This is a genomic window from Mycobacterium neumannii, assembly GCF_002245615.1.
Classification (GTDB): Bacteria; Actinomycetota; Actinomycetes; order Mycobacteriales; family Mycobacteriaceae; genus Mycobacterium; species Mycobacterium neumannii_A.
In genome coordinates this window covers 377,188-398,736 of record NZ_NKCO01000003.1, presented here as the reverse complement: position 1 = coordinate 398,736, position 21,549 = coordinate 377,188, and the positions used below count along the sequence as shown (strand labels likewise).

Annotated in this window: 20 protein-coding genes; 6 read left to right on the top strand and 14 right to left on the bottom strand. The window is 66.7% G+C overall.

All coding sequences use genetic code 11. The features are described 5' to 3' along the window. Positions 1-440 precede the first annotated feature (440 nt). A complete protein-coding gene (locus tag CEX88_RS06465; protein WP_238381968.1) occupies positions 441-989 on the top strand; it encodes a L,D-transpeptidase family protein in 549 nt (182 codons plus the stop codon). 45 nt (positions 990-1,034) lie between these two features. On the opposite strand, the gene CEX88_RS06460 is transcribed toward CEX88_RS06465, so the two are convergent. The 5 genes from CEX88_RS06460 to CEX88_RS06440 all read right to left on the bottom strand — a co-directional run bounded on the left by CEX88_RS06460 (position 1,035) and on the right by CEX88_RS06440 (position 6,942). Further along, positions 1,035-2,294 (bottom strand): oxygenase MpaB family protein, encoded by a 1,260-nt coding sequence (locus CEX88_RS06460; protein WP_094292812.1) that lies wholly within the window; start codon positions 2,292-2,294, stop codon positions 1,035-1,037. Between the two features lie 17 nt (positions 2,295-2,311). Then, complete coding sequence (locus CEX88_RS06455; RefSeq protein WP_094292859.1) at positions 2,312-3,136, bottom strand: tryptophan-rich sensory protein; 825 nt, start codon at positions 3,134-3,136, stop codon at positions 2,312-2,314. 60 nt (positions 3,137-3,196) lie between these two features. After that, positions 3,197-4,555, bottom strand: a complete 1,359-nt coding sequence (locus CEX88_RS06450; protein WP_094292811.1) for an MBL fold metallo-hydrolase — start codon at positions 4,553-4,555, stop codon at positions 3,197-3,199. 19 nt (positions 4,556-4,574) lie between these two features. After that, entirely contained in the window at positions 4,575-5,348 is a 774-nt protein-coding gene (locus tag CEX88_RS06445) for a sulfite exporter TauE/SafE family protein (protein WP_066846299.1), read from the bottom strand. 214 nt (positions 5,349-5,562) lie between these two features. Continuing rightward, positions 5,563-6,942: an MBL fold metallo-hydrolase gene (locus tag CEX88_RS06440; RefSeq protein WP_094292810.1), complete on the bottom strand. Its 1,380-nt coding sequence runs from the start codon at positions 6,940-6,942 to the stop codon at positions 5,563-5,565. A gap of 132 nt (positions 6,943-7,074) precedes the next feature. Between CEX88_RS06440 and CEX88_RS06435 the strand changes: the two genes are divergently transcribed. Both CEX88_RS06435 and CEX88_RS06430 read left to right on the top strand, forming a co-directional pair. Beyond that, positions 7,075-7,344: a metal-sensitive transcriptional regulator gene (locus CEX88_RS06435; protein ID WP_064396248.1), complete on the top strand. Its 270-nt coding sequence runs from the start codon at positions 7,075-7,077 to the stop codon at positions 7,342-7,344. 28 nt (positions 7,345-7,372) lie between these two features. After that, entirely contained in the window at positions 7,373-7,771 is a 399-nt protein-coding gene (locus tag CEX88_RS06430) for a DUF302 domain-containing protein (protein ID WP_066846303.1), read from the top strand. 19 nt (positions 7,772-7,790) lie between these two features. Here CEX88_RS06430 and CEX88_RS06425 read toward each other — a convergent pair whose 3' ends face one another. The 8 genes from CEX88_RS06425 to CEX88_RS06390 form a co-directional block, all read right to left on the bottom strand. Continuing rightward, positions 7,791-8,885, bottom strand: a complete 1,095-nt coding sequence (locus CEX88_RS06425) for an NADH:flavin oxidoreductase (RefSeq protein ID WP_068202061.1) — start codon at positions 8,883-8,885, stop codon at positions 7,791-7,793. 59 nt (positions 8,886-8,944) lie between these two features. Next, a complete protein-coding gene (locus CEX88_RS26495) occupies positions 8,945-9,076 on the bottom strand; it encodes a hypothetical protein (RefSeq protein ID WP_255361627.1) in 132 nt (43 codons plus the stop codon). Positions 9,077-9,194: 118 nt separating this feature from the next. Then, a complete protein-coding gene (locus CEX88_RS06415) occupies positions 9,195-11,714 on the bottom strand; it encodes a DEAD/DEAH box helicase (RefSeq protein ID WP_202931386.1) in 2,520 nt (839 codons plus the stop codon). After that, positions 11,707-12,639, bottom strand: coding sequence for a LysR family transcriptional regulator (locus CEX88_RS06410; protein ID WP_094292808.1), 933 nt, complete (start codon positions 12,637-12,639; stop codon positions 11,707-11,709). Before CEX88_RS06410 ends, CEX88_RS06415 begins: the two co-directional genes overlap by 8 nt. 65 nt (positions 12,640-12,704) lie before the next feature. Further along, positions 12,705-15,017 carry a CaiB/BaiF CoA-transferase family protein gene (locus CEX88_RS06405; protein WP_274381091.1) on the bottom strand — a complete coding sequence of 771 codons (2,313 nt, stop codon included), beginning with the start codon at positions 15,015-15,017 and terminating at the stop codon, positions 12,705-12,707. Between the two features lie 33 nt (positions 15,018-15,050). After that, the gene (locus CEX88_RS06400) at positions 15,051-16,238 is read right to left on the bottom strand and encodes an acyl-CoA dehydrogenase family protein (RefSeq protein WP_094292807.1); all 1,188 of its coding nucleotides are present in this window, start codon (positions 16,236-16,238) and stop codon (positions 15,051-15,053) included. 1 nt (position 16,239) lies between these two features. After that, positions 16,240-17,334, bottom strand: a complete 1,095-nt coding sequence (locus tag CEX88_RS06395) for an acyl-CoA dehydrogenase family protein (protein ID WP_094292806.1) — start codon at positions 17,332-17,334, stop codon at positions 16,240-16,242. Between the two features lie 130 nt (positions 17,335-17,464). After that, a complete protein-coding gene (locus CEX88_RS06390; protein WP_238381967.1) occupies positions 17,465-17,899 on the bottom strand; it encodes a hypothetical protein in 435 nt (144 codons plus the stop codon). Between the two features lie 204 nt (positions 17,900-18,103). On the opposite strand from CEX88_RS06390, the gene CEX88_RS06385 reads away from it, so the two are divergent. Together CEX88_RS06385 and CEX88_RS06380 are read left to right on the top strand one after the other, a co-directional pair. Beyond that, positions 18,104-18,931: a formate/nitrite transporter family protein gene (locus CEX88_RS06385; protein ID WP_094292805.1), complete on the top strand. Its 828-nt coding sequence runs from the start codon at positions 18,104-18,106 to the stop codon at positions 18,929-18,931. 64 nt (positions 18,932-18,995) lie between these two features. After that, a complete protein-coding gene (locus CEX88_RS06380) occupies positions 18,996-20,183 on the top strand; it encodes a metallophosphoesterase (RefSeq protein ID WP_094292804.1) in 1,188 nt (395 codons plus the stop codon). A 54-nt stretch (positions 20,184-20,237) separates the two neighbouring features. Here the strand turns inward: CEX88_RS06380 and CEX88_RS06375 are convergent, their stop codons facing one another. Further along, positions 20,238-21,011 carry an enoyl-CoA hydratase/isomerase family protein gene (locus tag CEX88_RS06375; protein ID WP_094292803.1) on the bottom strand — a complete coding sequence of 258 codons (774 nt, stop codon included), beginning with the start codon at positions 21,009-21,011 and terminating at the stop codon, positions 20,238-20,240. A 122-nt stretch (positions 21,012-21,133) separates the two neighbouring features. Between CEX88_RS06375 and CEX88_RS06370 the strand changes: the two genes are divergently transcribed. Further along, a complete protein-coding gene (locus tag CEX88_RS06370) occupies positions 21,134-21,541 on the top strand; it encodes a YciI family protein (protein WP_066846334.1) in 408 nt (135 codons plus the stop codon). Positions 21,542-21,549 lie beyond the last annotated feature (8 nt).

Below are 21,549 nucleotides of genomic sequence, written 5' to 3'. Positions count from 1 at the left end.
TCCTATGAGTGTAAGAGCCAGCCCTCGGCGAACCCGCCCAATGGCGCTGGTACGAACCCTTCCAACCCCAACCACCACCGCCCACCAACTGACCGTCGAACAGGCCGGCCCACAACGCGATTCGTACCTGGGCTTACGTATGGGCGCGGCATCGCGCCATCACCGGATCACCGGATCACCGCCTCACCGGTCGAGTGGATCGCGACACGGTCTCATATTGGCCGCGAACAGGTTTCGCACACCGTACTGGACAGCTTGACACGGATACGCTGTCCGGATTCTGCATTCGACGTTCGAGTCCGGTTCCGAGGTATCCCGTGAAACTGCGAAAAGCACTGGCGTACCTTGGTGCTGCGCTCCTGTGCGTACCGCTTGCAGGGCCCGCGTCGGCACAACCCGCAGCCGCGACCGCGCGGACGACGCAGTGGATTGTCGTCGGCGTGCCCACCGCGGACGCCACCTCGGGCACTCTCACCGCCTTTCAACGGACCGGACAGCAATGGAAGCCCGTCCTGGGACCGACACCCGCGAAAGTCGGCGCGGTCGGTGTCGGTGCACCCGCTGACGGTGTCCACCGCACGCCGGTGGGGACCTTCACGTTCGATCAGGCCTTCGGCCGCCAGGCCAATCCGGGCACCAAGATGCCGTACTTCCAGACCACGAACCAGGACTGGTGGGACGAGGACGCCTCGTCACCTACGTACAACACCCATGTGCGGGGTCCGAACAAACCGTCATCGATCGCGGAGAACCTCTACGATTCCGGGCCCGTCTACGACTATGCGGTCAACATCACGGTGAACCCGCAACGCATACCCGGACGGGTCTCGGGCATCTTCCTCCATGTGACCGATGGAAACCCGACGTGGGGGTGTGTGGCCATCGGGCGCGACGAGATGCGCACGCTGCTGACGTGGCTCGACCCCGCCGCGGCGCCACTGATCACCATCGGTGTGGGCAGTCCGTCGTTGGTTTCGTCGCGGGCATGATCGTGGACGAGGGATCAGCGTCGCGGGCGTGATCAGCGGGCGTGATCAGCGGCGCAGGGGCACCGCAGCCTCGAAAGCCGCTGCCTTGCCGTCGGATTTCCATTGCAGCCAGTTTTCCCACCGCTGGAGATTGCTCCGCTGCCACCAACGGTCCACCTTCGACGACAATCGCCGCGCGATCTCCAGCGCGAGGATCAGCGGAAAGCGGCTCAGTAACAGCAGCATTCCCGGCAGCGCCGACGGTAGGCGGTAGCGGCGCCGATTCCACGGCAACATGTACAGCCCGAGGTATCCCGCTTGTAGGCGGTAGTGGTACTCGGCGCGAAGCCGCTGCAGGCCGCGGTGCGTCGCGGCGGGTGCGAACGCGGGAACGAAGGACTGAACCAGTTCGGTACCGCTCTCCGCGCTGTCGTAGCTGCGCGCCGCGTCACACATGAACAGGATGCGCCACGCATCGGCGACGGTCTCAGGGAAGTAGCCGTCGCATCGCACACCGACGAGGTAGCCGCAGTAGCGGTTGAAATGCAGAACGGCGCGCATCTCTCGCGCAGAGGTGAGGTGACCGAGAAGGAAAAGGCCCAACGCCGGAGCCACACTTCCACCCAACAGCGTGAGAAGCATGGCGGACTGGCTGATCGGCAGACCCCAGCGTTCGGCGTCCCACTCCGGGTGCTGCCTGACGCGGTCGCGGACGCTGACATGCATGATGCGCACATGCAGAGAAATGTTGCGCCCCAACGATCCTGGGGTCAGGATGGCGCCGGGACGGCAGACCTCGATCCACCAGCGCGATGTTTCCAGATACCGGTGCAGGGCGCGCTGGCCCGCGTAACCGCCGGAGAGGGACAGTGGCACCGCCAGCCAGCCCTCGGTGTAGGTGTCGTTGGTACCGGCGTTGCCGAGCGCGCCCAGTGCGTAAGCCCACCGGCGCCAGACCGCCGCGCCTTCCTCGACGAGGTCCGGGTCGACCCACGCAGGGAGTTGCTCGAATTCCTCGAACAGCGCACGCATCGACTCGGGCGCCTCGGGGACGTTGTCGATACCTTCCCGCTGCGCCTTCTCGACCAGATCGCGGGCCTTCCGAGCGCCGAGCTCACCGTGGTAGGTCTCGGCGACGAAACGTTCGGCGACGGGGTCGCCCTCGCTGAGGCCGGCGATGAATGCCCGTGCGGTGTCGTCGGAGGGAAGTAGATCTACACCGGCGACTCGCTTCACCACATTTCGCAGACGCGCGCGGCGGCCGGTGAGCCCTGGGTAGCGAAACGCGGTGGGCGCGTTCGGTGGTCGTGGGCTCAGATCCGGCATATCTCAGTCTCAGACGACTAGCCTTCGAACGTGCGGCTTTTCGCGGATCCCCTCGGTGACTGCGTAAGGTAGCGCGCGCTCATCGCGACGGCGATCCCCACCGCCGCCGCGCCCGCCAGCGAGGCGATCAGGACCGGCGTGGTTTCGCTCAGCCGCACCGCGATGCCGATCAGCGCCCAGATGATCACCAGCCCGTAGGCGATGTCGCGGTGGCGCAGGTTCATCACCACTCCGAGCGCGGCCGCCACCACGACCATGATGGCGCCCCAGGTCGGTTCGGAGAGCCCGAACCCGGACCAGCCGGCGTCGTCGAGGGTGATCGTCGCGTTGGCAATCGTCGCGACCGATATCCAGCCCAGGTACACCCGGAACGGGATGTGCACCGTCCACCGCTCCAGCGTCGAGGTGGGTGGCCGGGAGGCCTGCAGGCGGTAGATGACGATCAAAGCGACCAGCAGCACGACCATCACCAGCATGCTCAGCGGGAACTGGTTGTGGTGCCACGCGAACAGCCAGCAGCAGTTGGCCGCCGCGGTCAGCAGGTACCAGGGAGCGATGGCGCGTGCGGCGCCGCTATCGTCGCGTCGCTGCGCGAGCGTCACGCCGAGATAGACGGTGTAGGCGATCAGCCCGAGGTAGATCAAGCTCCAGATGGAGAAGACGTATCCGGCGGGGACGAAGTACACCTCGAAGCGACGGGTGACGTCGCCGGTGGTCTGGCCGTTGATCGGCAGGCCGTTGGCGAGGTAGTTGACGACGAGCGTGGCCGCAGTGGCCAGGGCCACAGCAAGCGCCAACAGAACTGTCGAGGTGGATCGGCGGTCGGCAGTCTGGCTGACCATGAGGGCTCCTTCGGCTTCGATCGGTAAGCCGTACATGCCCGTTCGGGTCAGGATCGAACCCTATGGCTGCGGCGGAGCGGTGAGGCAAAGATCTGCGGCGTTGTCGAAGTCGTCATCGATGAGGACGACGTCATGACCGGCGCGGTCGAGGATCGACGTCGCGATCGAGGACCGATAGCCGGATGCGCAGTGCACCCATACGGTCGAGGAAGGAACCTCGTCGAGACGCTTCGGTAATTCGTGCAGCGGTATGTTGACGGCTCCTGGGATGTGCTCGGACTCGTATTCGTGGCTCTGCCGTACATCGAGCACCGCCACAGCCTCCGTTCGGCGATGCTCGGCCAGGCGGCGAAAATCGGAGACCGGGTATGAGCGGAGCGGACTTCCGTCGCGCAACTGGTCGATGTCCCCGGTGGCGGCGCCCGTCAGTCGGTCTACCCCGATACGCACCAGTTCGCGTCTGGCGTCGGCAATCTGCTCGGGAGAGCCACCGATAAGGGTCACCGGTGCGCCCCAGTCGTACAGCCACCCGAAGTAGCTGACAAAGGAGCCCGACAGCTCGAAACCGAACGCCCCCTGCAGATGCCCGGCTGCGAACGCGGTCCGGCTACGCAAGTCGACCACCCACTCGCCCTTCTCCAGGCGGCGGCGCAGTTCGTTGGGGTCGACAGGCTCGGGTGGCGTCAGATCCACCGGGGCCGGGCCCTCGCTGTTGATCACGCCCATGTGCGCGTAGTACGCGGGGTAGGCCGAAAGCCCGGCCAGCAGTTCGTCGACGAAGCTTTGCTCATCTTGTGTGAGAGCAGGATTGGTGCGCCGTTGCTCGCCGACAGTCGATTCGTCGCCAGACGCCGGTGTGGCCGAACAGAAGCTGCCGAAACCGTGGGTCGGGTACACCGGTGTGTCGGCGGGCACGCTTGCGGCGATCTTGCGCACCGAGTGATACTGCGCGCGGGTGAGTTCCTCGGTGTCGTCCGCACCGATCAGGTCGGTGCGACCGGTCGTGCCGAACAGCATCGATCCTCCGGTGAAGACGCCGCGAACCGCATCGGATTCGTCACGAAGCACATAGCTCACGTGATGGTGAGTGTGCCCCGGGGTGTGCATCGCCTCCAACCGGATCGGTCCGGCGTCGATCACCTCACCATCGCTGACGGCGCGGCGGGAGTACTTCACTTCGTCTCCTGCGGGCACGACGTACTCGGCGCCGACGGTGCGCGACAGTTCGAGTCCGCCGGTCAGATAGTCGTTATGCAGGTGCGTTTCCAACACGTGGGTGATGCGGACCTTGCGGTCATCCGCGAGAGTGAGCATCCGGTCGATATCGCGCTGCGGATCGATCGCCACGGCGACATCGCCGTGGCTGACCAGGTAACTGCGGTCACCGAGGCCGGAGGTTTCGATTATCGAAATGTCCATGGGGAATCTCCTTGTGGAGTCAACGTAAGAAAATCGTGTCGACGAGTACGAACGCGGCGACGACGAAGACGAGGTAGGCGAACCAGCGCTGCAGGCGGTCGGTGTCGACCTTGGTGCCGAAGTATCCGGCGAGCAGTGAGGCGGCCATCGCGGCGGCGACGAATGCAGCAGTCAGCGACCAGTCGACACTCGTGCCGTGGAGGTGCGAGAAGATACCGGCTAGCGAGTTGGCCACGATTATCAGCAACGAAGTGCCGATGGCCGTGGACATTTCGACGCCGAGCACCACTACTAGTGCCGGAATGATGAGGAAGCCGCCACCCACGCCGAACAGTCCGGTTAACAGACCGACGACTAGGCCGGCCCCGATCGATCGCGGCGCGCATCGACGCCAATTGACCTGGCCGGCGCGAACCTCACATGCTGTGCCGGTGTTTTCCTGATCTGCCAGCATGCGGACACCGGCGACCACCATCACGACGGCGAACCCGATTAGCAGCGCCGATTCGGGCAGGTGTCTGCTGACGGCACTGCCGAGAACAGTTGCCGGGATGCCGGCCGCCGCAAAGATGCCGGCCATGCGCCACCGAACCTGTCGGGCGCGAATCTTCGGCAGCACGCCGACGGCCGAAGCCGAGGCGACGACGACCAGCGAGATCGGGATGGCCTCTTCGATACCGAGACCCACCCCGTAGACCAGCGCTGGGACGGCGAGGATCGACCCGCCGCCGCCGAGCAGTCCCAACAGCACGCCGATCAGCGCGCCGAGAGCCAGGCCTATTACCAATGCCATGAGCTGTGCAGTACCCGGCTACCGGCGACGCCACAACCCGCCGGCGCGGCGGGACGGCGGTTCGGTCGTCCGTCGACAGCGGCATTGCTGCGCAACCGGCACCGACCGCATCACGTCGTCGACGTGCTGACCGCAGCCGTCCCACGTCGTCTTACCGCAGGACGGGCAACGAACGGCGTAACACATGCGCATATCTCCTTTCGGACGAGACGTCTCAGAGGGTGGCGCGGGCATCGAGCCAAGCGTTGTATCCGCCCATCAGGTCGGATACCTGTCGAAATCCGTTGGCGCGCAGCAAGGACGCTGCCACACTCGAACGCCAGCCACCCGCACAGTGCACAACCACCGGTTTGTCAGTTGGCACTTCACTCATTCGGTTCCCCAACTGCGCCAGGGGAATTGGGATCGAGCCGGGAATGGCTCCGGCTTCGCGCTCGCCGGGGTTACGAATGTCCATCAGCGTCACGTCCTTCACGGCCAACATCTCGTCGAGCTCGGCAACCGTGGTCCGAGGTGCAGACTGGACCAGATCCATCAGCTCTGCAGGGAATTGTCCGTTGCGACCGACATTGAAATATCCGATGGCATTGTCCGAGCCGATACGGGCCAGCCTCAGCGCGGCCTGCTGCTCTTCTCCGGGGTAGGTGATCAGGACGATCTTGTCACCCACTGCGGTGACCATCCCAACGGTTTCGGCGAATCGGCCGTCGAAGCCGACGTTGACCGACCCTCGTAGGTGTCCTGCGGCGAAATCATCGACGCCGCGCGCATCCACCACACGCACGCCCGTTTCGAGCGCGGCCCGGATGTGCTCCGGACTCATCTCGGGGACCGTGCGCCCCTGCTCCAGCAGCGGGTGGACCCGCTTGTTCATCGTGGCATCCGACGCGAAATATGCCGGCGCGGCGGGCTGACCGTGGGTGATCATCGAAACGAAGGCCTCTTCGCTCATCGGCTGTACCGAGGGGTTACTCACCCGCTGCTCGCCGATTGTCGAGGTTAGTTCCGCGGATAGATTCTTGCCGCACGACGAACCGGCGCCGTGGGCCGGCATCACCAATACGTGGTCGGGCAGTTTCATCAGCTTGTCATGGATCGTGTGGAACATCGCTCGGGCCAAGTCCTCCGTCGAGCTGTCACCGATGTTGACCAGATCCGGTCTGCCGACGTCGCCGATGAACAGCGAGTCGCCTGTCAGCACGGCCGAAGGCTCGGAATCCGCATTTTCGCGAACCAGCACACTGATCGACTCCCAAGTGTGGCCAGGCGTCGACAGGATTTCCAAGTCGACCTGACCCAGTGACAGGCGCTCTCCATCGGCCAGCCTGCGGATCGGATACTCGGTTTCGGCGATCTCACCGAAGCCGATCCAGGCGCCGGTCGCATCGACGAGTTCGAGGTGGCCGGACACGAAATCCGCGTGGAAGTGGGTGTTGATCACGCCCTCGATCGTCAGCCCGTGCCTACGCGCATCGGCGAGGTATTCGGTGATATCTCGGCGCGGGTCGACGACGATCGCGCGTCCGGTCGACTCATCGCCGATCAGGTACGACGCGTGTGACAGGCATTCGATGTAGTACTGCTCGAGGATCATCCTTCTCTCCTCCCGGGTCGCGGAAAAACTGGCCATATACCCCCTGGGGTATATAATGAGGATACCCCAGGGGGTACCTATAGTGCAAATACCCCCGGGGGTACCATTCAGATGGAGGTGGAAGGGAGAACCATGGTTGGCGACCAGGAAGCCATTGCCGCTGTGCTCAACCGGTTGCGGCGTGCGCAGGGACAACTTGCCGGTGTGATCGCAATGATCGAGCAGGGCCGAGAATGTAAGGACGTCGTCACGCAACTCGCGGCGGTATCGCGAGCGCTCGATCGCGCCGGCTTCAAGATCGTCGCGACGGGTCTGCGCGAATGCATGACCGGCGACCAAGAGGGCAATGAGAGGCCAATGACCGAGGAGGAACTCGAGAAGCTCTTCCTGGCCTTGGCCTGACAATTCACGATCGACGAAAGGAGTCATCATGAGCATCGCTTTGGCCACCAGCCTGAAGACCTCGTTCGACGATGCCGTCGCCCGAACGCGTGAGGCGCTGGCCGATCAGGGATTCGGCGTTCTCACCGAGATCGACGTGAAAGCGACGCTGAAGAACAAGCTCGGTGAGGACATGGAAAGCTACCTCATCCTCGGCGCATGTAACCCGCCGCTGGCGCACCGGGCGATCAATGCGCAACGTCAGATCGGTCTACTGCTGCCGTGCAACGTCGTGGTGCGCAGTGATCCAGAGGACCCGGAAACCACCCTCGTCGAGGCGATGAATCCGCAGTTGCTCGTGGACGTCACCGAGGAGCCCTCGCTCAAACCGATCGCCGAGGAAGTCGGAAGCAAGCTCCAAGCGGCGATCAGCGCGCTTTCTCGGTGACATTGGCGTGCGGCACAGCTCAGGCGAGCTTCGCCAGCGCGGTCTCGGGGTCGTATCCGGAGAACCCGTCGAGTTCGCCGTGCCGCAACCGATTCACCCAGCCGGGGTCGGCAAGAAGCGCCCGGCCGATCGCGACGATGTCGAACTCGTCGGCGTCGAACTGCTCGACAAGGCGGTCGACGGGGGCCGGCTGGATCACCTCGCCCCGTTTCTCACTGCGGAACTGGGTCTCCAAGCCGACCGAGCCGACCGCAATCACAGGCAGGCCGGTGACCTTCTTCGTCCACCCGGCGAGACTCAACTCGCGGTCGTAATCACCGAAGGCGGGCACGTAGTGCCGGCGGGTAGACGGATGCAGCACATCGACGCCGGCGTCGACCAAGGGGCTTAGCAGCTCCTGGAGCTCGGTGGGGTCGTCGGCGATGGAGGCGGTGTAGTCGGTGCCCTTCCACTGCGAGAAGCGGAAGATGATCGGGAAATCCGGGCCGACCGCCTCGCGCACAGCGGCAACCACCTCGGCGGGGAACCGCGTCCGCGCACCCAGCGAACCGCCGTATTCGTCAGTGCGCAAATTGGTTCGGGTCCAGAAGAATTCGTCGAGCAGGTAGCCGTGGGCGCCGTGGAGCTCGATCGCGTCGAATCCCACTTCCCGGGCATTCGTCGCGCTTTGTGCGTACAGGTCGGCGAGACGTCCGAGTTCACGGCTTTCCAGTGCCCGGCCTCGCGGGCGACCGTGCCCGTCGACACCCGAGGGGCCGACGGGCACCACACCGTCGGTGTCGTCGCGCTGCACGCCCTGGTGCCACAACTGCGCGGCGACCGTGCCGCCCTCCCGGTGGACCGCGCCGACGACACGCCGCCAGCCGGCGAGCACCTCGTCGCCCGCGATCGTGGGGATGCTGGACGGATATCCGGCGGCCGGGTCCGGCAACCGGATCCCCTCGGTGATGATCAGCCCGACTCCGCCCGCCGCTCGTCGACGGTAGTACTCGACCACGTCGGGGCCGGGAACTCCATGGGGCGACGCCTGTCGAGTCATCGGCGCCATCGCGAACCGGTTAGGAACGGTCAGCGAGCGGACGGTGAACGGCTGGAAAAGATCGTCAACGGCCATGAACCGACACAACGCGGCGGTGCCGGCACTGATTCCATGCGGTTGACCGAGGCGCCCGTTCAGCCCTCCGACGGCTTGTCCACGGCCTCATCGGGCAGCGGCAGCCCTTCGGCGCCTGGAGTGGCGGGAGACAGCACGTCTTCGGCCTTCTCGGTCGGTTCGGGCGTTACATTCTCGTTCGGAGATGTCATGCCCGTCTTGGTACCCCCGAGGGGCTGGCGGTAATCGTCGCCATGCCGAACGGCGCTCGCGTCCGCGGTACCGGGGTGGCTGCGCGCCCCGATCGCACCGTGAAGCACAGCGCGCCGCTTAGTCGAACCGGCCTGCGTCGATGACCCGCAGCACCACCGCGCCGGCCTCGTCGGAGGCCGCAAGGTCGACCTCGGCGGTGAAGCCCCAGTCGTGGTCGCCCGCAGGGTCGTCGAAGATCTGTCGCACTCGCCACACCTCGGGTGCGCGGTCAATGATCAGCAGCGCCGGACCGCGAGCGTCGGCGCCGGTGCCGACGTCGTCGTGCTCGCCGAAGTAGTCGTCGCCGACCTGCTCCCAGCGCTGCGCCGTCCAACCCGAACCGCCGTCCAGCGCGCCGAGTTCGTCCCAGCGTTGCCGGGCAAACAACTGCACGCGGCGGAACAACGCGTTGCGCACCATCGCCGTGAACGCACGCTGGTTGCCGGTCAGCGGGCGCGGCGGTGCCGGCACCGCCACCGGCGTGTCGTGCGGTTGGTCGGGGCTGGTCAGCTGCTCCCACTCGTCGAGCAGGCTCGAATCCACCTGGCGGACAAGCTCACCGAGCCACTCGACGATATCGGTGAGTTCTTCGGTCCTGGCCGTGGCGGGTACCCCCGACCGCAGCGCCTTGTATGCATCGGACAGGTAGCGCAGCACTGCACCCTCAGCGCGGGTCAGGCCGTACTCGCTGACGTATTCGCGGAACGTCATGGCGCGTTCCCACATCTCGCGCACCACCGATTTCGGGGACAGCCGCGCGTCGGCGGCCCACGGGTTGCTCTGCAGGTACATCTCGAAGGTGTGCTCGAGCATCTCCTCGAGCGGCTTGGGGTAGGTGATGTCGTCGAGCAGTTCGATGCGTTCGTCGTACTCGATACCCTCGGCCTTCGTCGCTGCGACGGCTTCGCCTCGGGCCTTGTTCAGCTGCGCTGCCAGGATCTGGCGCGGATCCTCCAAGGTCGCCTCGATCACCGAGACCACATCCAGTGCAAAGGTATCCGCATCCGGATCGAGCACATCGACGGCGGCCAGTGCGAAGGTCGACAACGGTTGATACAGCGCGAAGTTCGGCGGCAGGTCGACGGTCAGCCGGTATCGGCGCCCGTCGGGGCCGGGCTCGTCGAGGCGCTCCACCACACCGGCCTGCAGCAGCGACCGCGCGATACCGACGGCTTCGCGAATGTGCCGCAGCTGCCGTTTGCGTGGCTCGTGGTTGTCGGTCAGCAGCCGGCGCATTGCCTCGAACGGATCCCCGGGACGGTCGACGACGTCGAGCAGCATCGCCGTCGACACCCGCATGTTGCTGGTCAGCGGTTCGGGGGTGGCCTCGATCAGCCGCTTCATCGTCGACTCGCCCCACGGCACCATGCCCTCGGGCATCTTGCGGCGCACCAGCTTTCGGCGCTTCTTGGGGTCGTCGGCGACCTTGGCGAACTGCTTGAGGTTCTCCACCTCGTGGTCGGGGGCCTGGACAACGACGGTGCCCGCGGTGTCGTAACCGGCGCGCCCGGCCCGGCCGGCGATCTGATGGAACTCGCGCGCGTTGAGCAACCTCGTGCGCACACCGTCGTACTTCGACAGCGCGGAGAACACCACCGTGCGGATCGGCACGTTGATGCCGACGCCCAATGTATCGGTGCCGCAGATCACCTTGAGAAGACCGGCCTGCGCCAATTGTTCGACCAGCCGCCGGTATTTCGGCAGCATCCCGGCATGGTGCACACCGATGCCGTGTCGTACCAGCCGCGATAGCGTCGTGCCGAACGCCGTCGAGAATTGGAACGCGCCGATCATCTCGCGAATTTCGGCCTTCTCCTCCTTGGTGCTGACGTTGACGCTCATCAGCGCCTGCGCGCGCTCCAGCGCCGAGGCCTGGGTGAAGTGCACGACGTAGATCGGGGCCTGCCCGGTCTCGAGCAGATCGCCGATCGTCTCGTGCATCGGGGTGGTCGCATACGAAAAATACAGCGGCACCGGGCGTTCGGCGTTGGCGACGAGTGCCGTTGGCCGGCCGGTGCGCCGGGTGAGGTCCTCGCGCAGGAAGGAGACGTCGCCCAGTGTCGCTGACATCAGCAGGAACGGTGCCTTCGGCAGCTCCAGCAGCGGAACCTGCCACGCCCATCCGCGGTCCGGATCGCCGTAGAAATGGAACTCGTCCATCACCACCAGCTCGATGTCCGCGTCGGAGCCCTCGCGCAGCGCGATGTTGGCCAGTACTTCGGCCGTGCAGGTGATGATCGGCGCCTCGGCGTTGACCGCGGCGTCACCGGTCAGCATGCCGACGTTGGCCGCGCCGAAAACCTCGCACAGCGCGAAGAACTTCTCGCTGACCAGCGCCTTGATCGGGGCGGTGTAGTAGCTGCGCCGGTTTCCCGCCAGCGCTGCGAACAGCGCGCCCGTGGCCACCAGCGACTTGCCCGAACCGGTCGGCGTCGCCAGGATGACGTTGGCGCCGCTGACCAACTCGATCAGCGCCTCCTCCTGCGCCGGATACAGAACGGTCCCGTTCTCCTCGGCCCAGGCGGCAAAAGACGCGAACAGCTCGTCGGGGTCGGCGCCGAGCTCTTTGGCGATGTCGGTGAGCGAACCCTCAGGCACCGCGATGCACCGGCCCCAGCCGTTCGGCGATCTGCTCGGCGGCCAACTCGACTTCGGCGAGCCTGCTCCGCAGCCGTTCGGGCGCCCAAGCGAGCGCGATACGCGCTGGGGGCCAATTGGTTTCATCGATCGGGATCAGCTTGAACTCCGGCGGGGAGAACATCTTGCCGATGAACGAGTCGGGTGCGTAACTCACCAGCGCAACGAGATGCCGGTTGAATACCTGGGTGGCCATCTCGAGTTCGCCACCGCGCTGGTTCGTCGTGCGCACGACACGGTGGATGCCGCGGCTGTTGAGTTGTCGGGTCAATCCGGCCAGCACTACCGGGTTGGGCCGGGCGAAGTCGATCACGACCTCCCGATCACGCAACTCGTCGATCGTCACAAGGTCTTTGGCGGCCAGGGGGTCGTCGAACCGCACCGCGACCGCACCCTGGTAGCTGGCCACCACCTTGTGGCGCAGGCGTTTGTCACCGGCGGGCAGGTGGATCAAACCTAGTTCGGCCTGTCCGGCGATCAGCGTGGCGGTGACCTCGGTGCCCGAACCCGGAACGCGGAACTCCGTCGGCCCGGGCAGGCCGGCCAGCACCGTCTCCAGTTGGGCGAGCAGGTCGGAAGGAGCGTAGGCGGTGGCGCTCAGCCGAAGCGGCGCCGAACCCTGCACACTCTGCTTCGCAGTGGCTTTGAACTCCTCGATCTGTCGCAGGATTTCGCGGGCCGGGCCAATCAGGCGTTCACCGAGCGGGCTCAGCCGCACGTCGTGGTAGCCGCGTTCGAACAACGGCCCGCCGAGCTCCTTCTCGAGGAGTTTGATCTGCTTGCTCAGCGGGGGCGGTGTGATCATCAACTTGTCAGCGGCCCGCTTGAAGTGCAGTTCGTCGGCGACGGCGACGAAATACCTGAGCCTGGTGAAGTCGATGTCGATTCCTGCGGTGTCTCGAACGGGTGGCCGTGTACCCCGAATGCTACGAGATCACCGGTGTGGGCCCGTCAGGCGTGCACGTCGCCGTTGGTGGTCTCGAGCACTCCGCGCCGGTGCAGCGACTCGATCTCCGTGGGGCTCAGACCGAGAAGTTCCGTGGCGATCTCGGCGGTCTGCTCCCCGATGAGGGGGGCTTGGCGTAACGGCGGATCGGCGACGTGATCGCAGTGGATCTGCACGTTCTCCATCGTGAACGGGACGTCTGCGTGCGGATGAAGCTCCTCGCGGAACGACCGCCGTTGCTCGTAGTACCCCCAGGACGGGAGCTCGTCGGCGTGCATCACAGCGCCCGCGGGCACACCCGCGGCCTGCAGCCGTTCCATCGCCTCGGTGCGCGAATGCCGGGATGTCCAGGCGCGCACCGCGTCGAGGTCGATCTCACCATCACCGGGCAGGCCGATGACCCAGCGCAGTGCCTGCAACTCGGCGGCGTCACGCACGGTGATCGCGATCCACTTGTGCTCGCCCGCGGCCGGGAACAGTCCCCACGGCGCCCCGCGTTCCGCGCAGGAGCGGGGATGGCCCGCACGCTCGAGCGCATCGGCGGCGATGTCGGCGGCGACGTGGCTCAGCATCACCTCGGCCTGCGCGATGCTCGCCGACCCGCCCTCGCCGGTGCGTTCCCGGCGCAGCAGCAACGCGATCGCGGACAGGGCGCCGATCCTGGCCGCCACGTGGTCGGGGTAGACCGTCACGGTGTCGCAGAAGGTCTCGGGCTCACCCGGGTACACCCACTGGCTCGTGAACCCGACTGCGGCGCGGACCAGCGGCCCGTAGCCCAGGCGTTTGGCCCACGGGCCGTCGGGACCGAACGCAGAACTGTCCACCACCACGATGCCCGGGTTGATGCGTCGCAACGTTGCGTAATCCATGCCCAGCGCTTCGGCGACGCCGGGCTTGAAATTCGTCAGCACCACATCGGCGTCCCGCACCAGGCGGTGCGCGAGCCCGAGGCCCTCCTGTGTGCGCAGGTCGAGTCCGATCGAGCGCTTGTTGCGGTGCCCAGCGGCGAACGGCTGGGTCATCGTGGTGAGCTTGCCGACGCGCAGCCCGTCGGGATGGGCGGAGTGTTCGATCTTGACGACGTCGGCGCCCAGATCACCGAAGAGCCGGCCGGTATCGGCACCGACGACGATGACTCCGAGATCGAGGACGCGTATCCCTTCCAGCGGCCTCCCCTCGCCTCTTCGCTGCCGGCCTGCCAACAGTGGAGCGGCGGTGAGACGTTCGGACCCCTCGGAGTCCGAGTCGAGTGCGCTGGCGCGGTGTCCGTCGATCTCACTGACGCCGACCGGGATCGGGGCCACCACGCCGGGCGCAAGCTCCACGTCGCGGAAAAAGCCACGCGCGCTGAAGTGTTCGGCGGTCAACGCCTCCGACAGGGTCAGCACCGCCGCGGTGGGAACACCGTGGGCCTGGCCCTGGGACTCGAGCTCGGCACGGGTCTTGTCGGCGCAGAAGCGGGCGATGGCGTCGAGCAGATGCGGTGAGCGGAACCGCTTTCCGAGTTTGTCGTAAGAGGGGTCGGCGAACTCCTCGGGGCTGCCCATCCACGTGAACATTCCGCGCCACTGCCGTTTGGCCAGGATGCAGATGCGGACATGGCCGTCCTTGCAGGGGATGATCGGATAGCGCTGGCGTTCGGCATCCCAGTCGCGTTGCTGCATCTTGACCGCGACGCCCGCCGATGCGCTGCCCGCCGAGCCGAACGGCGGGTCGAGCGTCTGCATGGCCCCGTCGAGGATCGAGAAGTCGATCAGGTCGCCCTCGCCGGTGCGCAGACGGTCCAGGTAGACGGCGATGGTCATCACCGCGGCCTGCGCGGCGGCCACGTGGTGGGGCAAGTCGGCAGGCGGTACCAACGGCTCGCGGCCGGGTATGCCGGAGCGCGACAGCTCGCTGGACAAGGCGTGGAACACCGGGCCGGTGCCCTGCCAGGTGCGGTAGTCGTTGTCGCGGCCGAAGTCGCTGAGCGACAGGATCACCAGCTGCGGGTGCTGCCTACGGATCTCACGCACCGCCAGCGTCGCCTCGGCGAGCGACCCCGGCCGGGTGTTCTCGATCAGGATGTCGGCTCCGACAAGCATTTTCGCGAACTTGTCTCGGCCCGCCGCGGTCGACGAATCCAGCTCGACCGTCTCCATGCCGTGCCGGTTGATGGCGGTCTGCATCGGCACCCCTGCGACGCGCGGACCCACCACGTCGTCGTCGGTCACACCCAGCAGGCGCAGCACGGTCACGCGCGCCCCGAGGTCGGCGAGCAGTCGGCCGACGGCGCTCATCGGGCCCGAGCTCAGGTCGAGGATCCGCGTCCCTGACAACGGCGGATCGTATGCGGCGGCGCGGATCACAGATCAGCTCCTGCGGGCCTGACGGAAGGGGATGTCGCGGTCGGCCTCGGGCTCCTTGGGCAGCCCGAGCACGCGCTCGCCGATGATGTTGCGCTGAATCTGATCGGTCCCACCGCCGATCGAGGTGAAGAACGCGTTGAGCGTCAAGAAGTTGACGTCGTCGGCCACCGGATTCTCGGGGCCGGCCAACAACGCCTGCGCACCGATGATCTGTGTCTTCATCGCCGCCTCGGTGTGCAGGATCTTCGACATCGCGAGCTTGCCCAGCGACATGATCGAACTGGACGTGCCTTGTGTCGTCGCGGCTTTCGCGCGTGCGTTGTTGAGCCGGTTCAGCTCCCGCATCGCCAGCACCTTCGCCAGCGGGTAGCGCACCGCGGGGTCGTCGAGCACGCCGTGCTCGCGAGCGAGTTCGATCAGGCTGTCCGCCTTGCGGTTACGCGAGCCGCGGCCACTGTCGCCCATGATGGAGCGTTCGTAGGCCAGCGCGGTCTGCAGCGCCCGCCATCCGTTGCCCTCGCCGCCCAGCAGGTAGTCGTCGGAGACGGTCGCGTCGTTGATGAACACCTCGTTGAAGTGCGATTCGCCGGTGATCTGCACCAGCGGGCGCACCTCGATGCCGGGCTGCTTCATCGGCATGATGAACAGGCTCAGCCCCTTGTGCTTGGGCACATCCCAGTCGGTGCGGGCCAGAAGCAGGGCGTAATCGGCGGTGAGCGCACCCGACGTCCACACCTTCTGACCGTTGACCACCCACTGGTCACCGTCGCGGACCGCGGTGGTGCGCACGCTGGCCAGGTCGGAACCGGCGCCCGGTTCGCTGTAGAGCAGGCACGTGCGCGACCGCTCGACCAAGAAGTCGCGCAGCAGGTCCTGTTTGATTCTCTCGGTGCCGAGTTTGAGCGTGGTGTTGGCCGGGATGTTGTACTTGTCCTGCCGCGATCCCGGCGCCTTGATCGCCGAGAACTCCTGGCCGATGACGGCCGCGAGGTCACTCGGATATCCGCGGCCGAACCACTCGGTGGGATAGGTGGGCACGGCGTAGCCGGCGTCGAGCACCTTCTCCAGCCAGGCGATCCGCTCGGGCGAAGACGCCCACGGGTCGTCGGACTTAGGAAGTGGAGCCCAGTTGTCGCGCAACCACTCCCGGACCTCGGCGCGCAGCTCGTCGGCGGTGGGAAGGCTGGTCATGTCAGGCACCTTTCGAGACGAGGTAGCGCTCGCGATGCAGGCGCGGGCCGCCGAACAACTGCAGGCCGGTGCGCGCCCTGCGCAGGAACAGGTGGGCGGGGTGCTCCCAGGTGAAACCGATGCCGCCGTGCATCTGGATCGCGTTCATGGCGACGGTCTCGTAGGCCTCGGCGCAGGCGAAACCGGCCAATGCGACTGCACCGTCGGAGGTTTCACTTCGCGCGGCCTTCTCGGCGGCGGCGTGCTGGGCGGCCGATGTCGCGTTCTCGACCTCGATCAGGAGGTCGGCGGCCATGTGCTTGAGCGCCTGGAAGCTGCCGATCTGGCGGCCGAACTGGACGCGCGTCTTGAGGTAGTCGACGGTGATGTCGAAGAGCCGGCGGGAGCCGCCGACCTGCTCACCGGCCGACGCGATCACGGCGAGATCCAGGGCCTCCTGTACGGCGTCCCATCCGGCGGTGCCGAGCCGCCGCGCGGGTGTAGCCGCGAAGGTGAACGTCGACAGCCGCACGGTCGGGTCGAAAACCGTCACCGCGGTGCGGGTGAAACCGGTGGCGTCCGGCGCCACCTCGAAGACGCCGACGCCGTCGCTGGTGCGCGCGACCACGAGCAGGACATCGGCCGCCTGACCCCAGGTGACGTAGTGGGCGGCGCCGGTGAGACTGCCGTCGGCGCCGGCTTGGACGTCGACGCCCTCGGCCGTCCAAGTGCCGGACGGTCCGGTGATCGCGACCGTGCCGATCGCCGTGCCGTCGGCGAGTGGCGGCAGGAGTCGTCGCTTGTCTTCGTCGGAGCCTGCGGCCGAGATGAGCGCGACCGTCAACACCGCGCTGGAGATGAACGGTGCGGGCAGAAGTGCGGCGCCCGTCTCCTCGGCGACGGCCTCGAGCTCGAGTGCGCCGAAGCCCAGACCGCCGAGTTCGTCGTCGACGAGCATGCCGAGCAAGCCCTGCTCGGCGAGCTGGTGCCACAGGTCGCGGTCGAAGCCGTCGTCGGAGGTCATCACCGCGCGCACGTCGTCCTCGGTGCACCTGTCATCCAGCAGCTCGCGGACCGCCGAACGCAGTTCCGCGCGCTCGGCCACACTGATCGTCATCCCAACCGCCTCTCCTGGCTAGCTGGGTCCATGGTTGGGCCCGAAAGGCCCGGTGTAAATCACGAATCGCGACACCGGCGGGTTTCCCGTTGGGACATGGGAGGGGGGCGCCGCACGCACGCCCGGTCAGCTACTGCATACGAGCCTGGCCCCGACCGTCGATCAGGCTGTCGAGGCCGCGCTGCCACCTGGCGGAGCGGGCGCGGTTGCACACCGTGCGGGTGATCACGAGAACAGCTGCGGCCGTTCCGAGGACCGCGAGCAGGACGAGTGCGCCGGCCGTGACCGCTTCCATCGCCGCATGGGGAGCCGCGCGCTTGGAGTCGAACAGCGCGGTTCCGACGGCGCCGGCGATCGGCACGGCGAGAACGGACAGGGCGACGACCAAGGTCATGATCAGCGCCTCGATCCGATCCACGGAGCGGACCAGCGGATTGTCTCCCCTCAACCGCGCCAGCGTCGACCACCGGGGCATGCGGAGGGTGAAGGTGGCCCACTCCTGGTCGTCACCCAACCGGACAGCCGTCTGGGGGTGATCGTCGCCATGCGGGCTGCGCACCGTCATCTCCTCTCACTACGGGGGCTGCGTCCTACTCCTCCCATCGTGGACCCCATCTGACCTGCGAGCTTTGCCGAGAAACGACAACATCGACGTCCTCCGTTGTGGCCGGCCGACAACAATGCGCCGGGGCGCCAGTAATCCGCGGAGGCTTCGGGGCGGCGGGGGACGGGTACCCCTGACCGTCATCGAATCGGGAAGGACCCGCACATGGATGAGAATGAGACGCAGCGGCGGCAGGTGGGCGATTCCGACAGCCCGATCGAGGACGAGTTGGAGGGCGCCTTCCAGAGGATGGTCGACGAGGGCACCCAACGCCTGCACCGGGCATGGCGCGAAGTGCTGGTCACCGGCTTCTTCGGCGGCACCGAGGTCGCGGTGGGCGTCCTGGCCTACCTGTCGGTGTTGGCCACCACCCACAACCACCTGCTCGCCGGTCTCGCGTTCTCGATCGGATTCCTCGCGCTGCTGCTCGGCCGCAGCGAGCTGTTCACCGAAGGGTTCCTGGTGCCGGTCACCACGGTCGTGGCCAAACGCGCCAGCGTCGGGCAGCTGCTGAAGTTGTGGATCGGAACGCTGATCGCCAATCTCGTTGGGGGCTGGGCGATCATGTGGCTGATCATGACGGGCTTCCCGAAACTGCATGCGCAGACGATCGAGTCGGGCACCCACTTCGCCACCGCCCCGATCTCAGCGGAGACGGTCGCGCTGTCACTGCTGGGCGGCATGGTCATCACGCTGATGACGCGCATGCAGCACGGCACCGAGTCGACGTTCGGCAAGATCGCCGCGGCGGTCGCAGGCGGCTTCCTGTTGGCCGGGCTGCAGATGTTCCATTCGATCCTGGACTCGCTGCTGATCTTTGGTGCGCTCATCGCCGGCGCCCCGTTCGGGTACGGCGACTGGGCGACGTGGTTCGCCTACACGGTCGTCGGCAACGTGGTAGGCGGTCTGGTGCTCGTCACGCTGCTTCGTCTGCTGCGCAGCAAGGACCGTCTGCAGGATGAGCGACAGGATGCGGATGCGGATGCCTCATGAGTCGCGAGAGCGTCGGTAGCGTCGATTGCGTTCCTTGGAGCCGAGAACGGAAGGTCGACGCGCGATGACGGACACTCCGGCTGAAGTGGTGGACTCGGCCGCGCCGCCACGACGCTCGCCGCGGCGTTGGCGGCGGATGGTCATCGCGCTCGCCATCACGCTGCTGCTGTTCGGTGTGCCGTGGTGGACGCTGCTGGCCTCGGGTGCGGCCTGGCCGAGAGCCGTCGTCATTGTCGGGACGCTTGCCTTCGCCGTGGCCTTTGTGGCGATGCCGGTGTTGATGACGCTCGGTCACGGTCGCCACCTCGACTGGGCCGCCGCCGTCGGGGATGCCCTGCTCGGGGTCGCGTGGGTGCTGTTCACCTGGGCGGTGCTGGGTCAGGCGTTGGGGTGGGTCCTGTTCGCCGCGGGGGTCGACAATCCGACGCGGGCGAGGGTCGTGGCCTGCGTGGTGTTGGCGGTCGCTGTGGCACTGCTGGTCTGGGGCTTCGTCGAAGCGATGCGCCTGCCCCGGGTCAAGAAGGTCGACGTCGCAATCGACGGGCTGGGCCGCGGCCTGGACGGGCTGCGCGTCGCGCTGATCACCGACACGCATTACGGGCCGATCGACCGCGCTCGCTGGTCGGCCGCGGTGGTCAAGCGCGTCAACGAACTCGACGCGGATGTGGTCGGCCACGTCGGTGACATCGCCGACGGAACGGTCGAGAAGCGGGAGGCCCAGGCAAGCCCGCTGGCCGCGGTGCAGGCGACGTTGGCCCGGGTGTACGTCACCGGCAACCACGAGTACTTCGGCAAGGCGCAGGGCTGGCTCGACTATATGCAGCGCATCGGCTGGGACGCACTGCACAACCGGCACGTCGTGGTCGAGCGCGGCGGTGACCGAATGATCGTCGCCGGCGTCGACGACGCCACCGCGCGGTCCTCCGGTCTGGTGGGGCACGGGGCAGATCTCGACACGGCGCTGGCCGGTGCCGACCGCGCACTACCCGTCCTTCTGTTGGCGCACCAACCCAAGCAGGTCGCCCACGCGGCGCGGGCCGGTGTCGATCTCCAAGTCTCGGGGCACACACACGGCGGCCAGATCTGGCCGTTCAATATCCTTGTCCGACTGGAGCAGCCGGTGGTGCACGGCCTGAGTCGCCATGGTGATCGCACGCAGCTGTATACCAGTCGCGGCACAGGCTTCTGGGGTCCGCCGTTGCGGGTGTTCGCGCCCAGTGAGATCACCCTGCTGACGCTTCGCCGCGCGTGAGCATGCGGTCGGGAACCGTGGCCCGGCAGTGGCGGCGCGCAACTGAAGATGTACTCAGCGACCGCGCCAGCGCGGTGTCCGCTTCTCCCGCCACGCTCTGATGCCCTCGTGCACATCCTCGGTCGCAGCGGCCACCTTGCGCATCGTCTCGCCGAACCGGACCGACTCGATCCAGCCCATGTTGGCCGTGCGCCAGGCCACCTCCTTGGTGGCGCGCTGCGCCAGCGGTGCCGCCTCGGTGAGCGTGCGCGCCCAGGACCGCGCCTCGGCCTGCAGATCACCGGGTTCGACCAGTCGCCACACCAGGCCGGTCTCCTTGGCGCGCTCGGCGTCGATCGGCTTACCGGTCAACAACAACTCCATGGCGTCGGCCCACCGGACGCGTTCGGGCAGCCGGATCGCACCGACGATCGTCGGCACCCCGAGAGATACCTCCGGGAACGCGAAAGTCGCTGTGGTCGAGGCGATCACGAAGTCACAAAACAGGACGCCGGTCAGACCGTAGCCGATGCAGGGCCCGTTGACCGCCGCGATCGTCGGCTTGAACAGTTCCATGCCGCTCTCGAACGAGTTGATCGTCGGCTTCTCCCAGAACGTGCCCCCGAAGGTGCCGACCGAACCCTCGCCGTCCTTGAGGTCACCGCCGGCGCAGAACACGTCGCCGTTTGCGGTGAGGATCCCAACCCACGCATCCTCGTCGTCGCGGAACCGCTCCCAGGCCGCGTTCAGGTCGCGCCGCATCTCGCCATTGATCGCGTTGCGAGCGTCGGGACGGTTGAAGGTGATGGTGGCGATGTGATCGTCCAACTCGTAGGTCACCAGGCTCATGGCTGCACGATAGCCAGGTGACGTCGTGCCGATGGATGACCATGTCGAGAAATGCCCGACGGATCCGTCCCACAGGTGAGTGACCAACTAGGGTCGCGACCCGAAGAACGGAGGACGAAGTCATGGCCAAGTATCTGCTGCTCAAGCACTACCGGGGCGCGCCGGCCAGCGTCAACGACGTGCCGATGGACCGGTGGACGCCCGAGGAGATCGAGGCGCACATTCGGTATATGAACGACTTCGCGGCACGCTTGGAGAACACCGGCGAGTTCGTCACCCATGCGGCCCTGGCCCCGGAGGGGGCTTGGGTGCGCTCTGACGGTGAGGGCAAACCGCCGGTGGTCGACGGCCCGTTCGCCGAAACCAAGGATCTGGTCGCCGGATGGATGGTCATCGACGTCGATTCCTACGAACGCGCCGTCGAACTGGCCGGGGAACTGTCGGCGGCGCCGGGCGCGGGCGGTCGCCCGATCCACGAGTGGCTGGAGGTCCGGCCGTTTCTGACCGCACCACCGACGGTCACCGAGTGAGGCCCGGC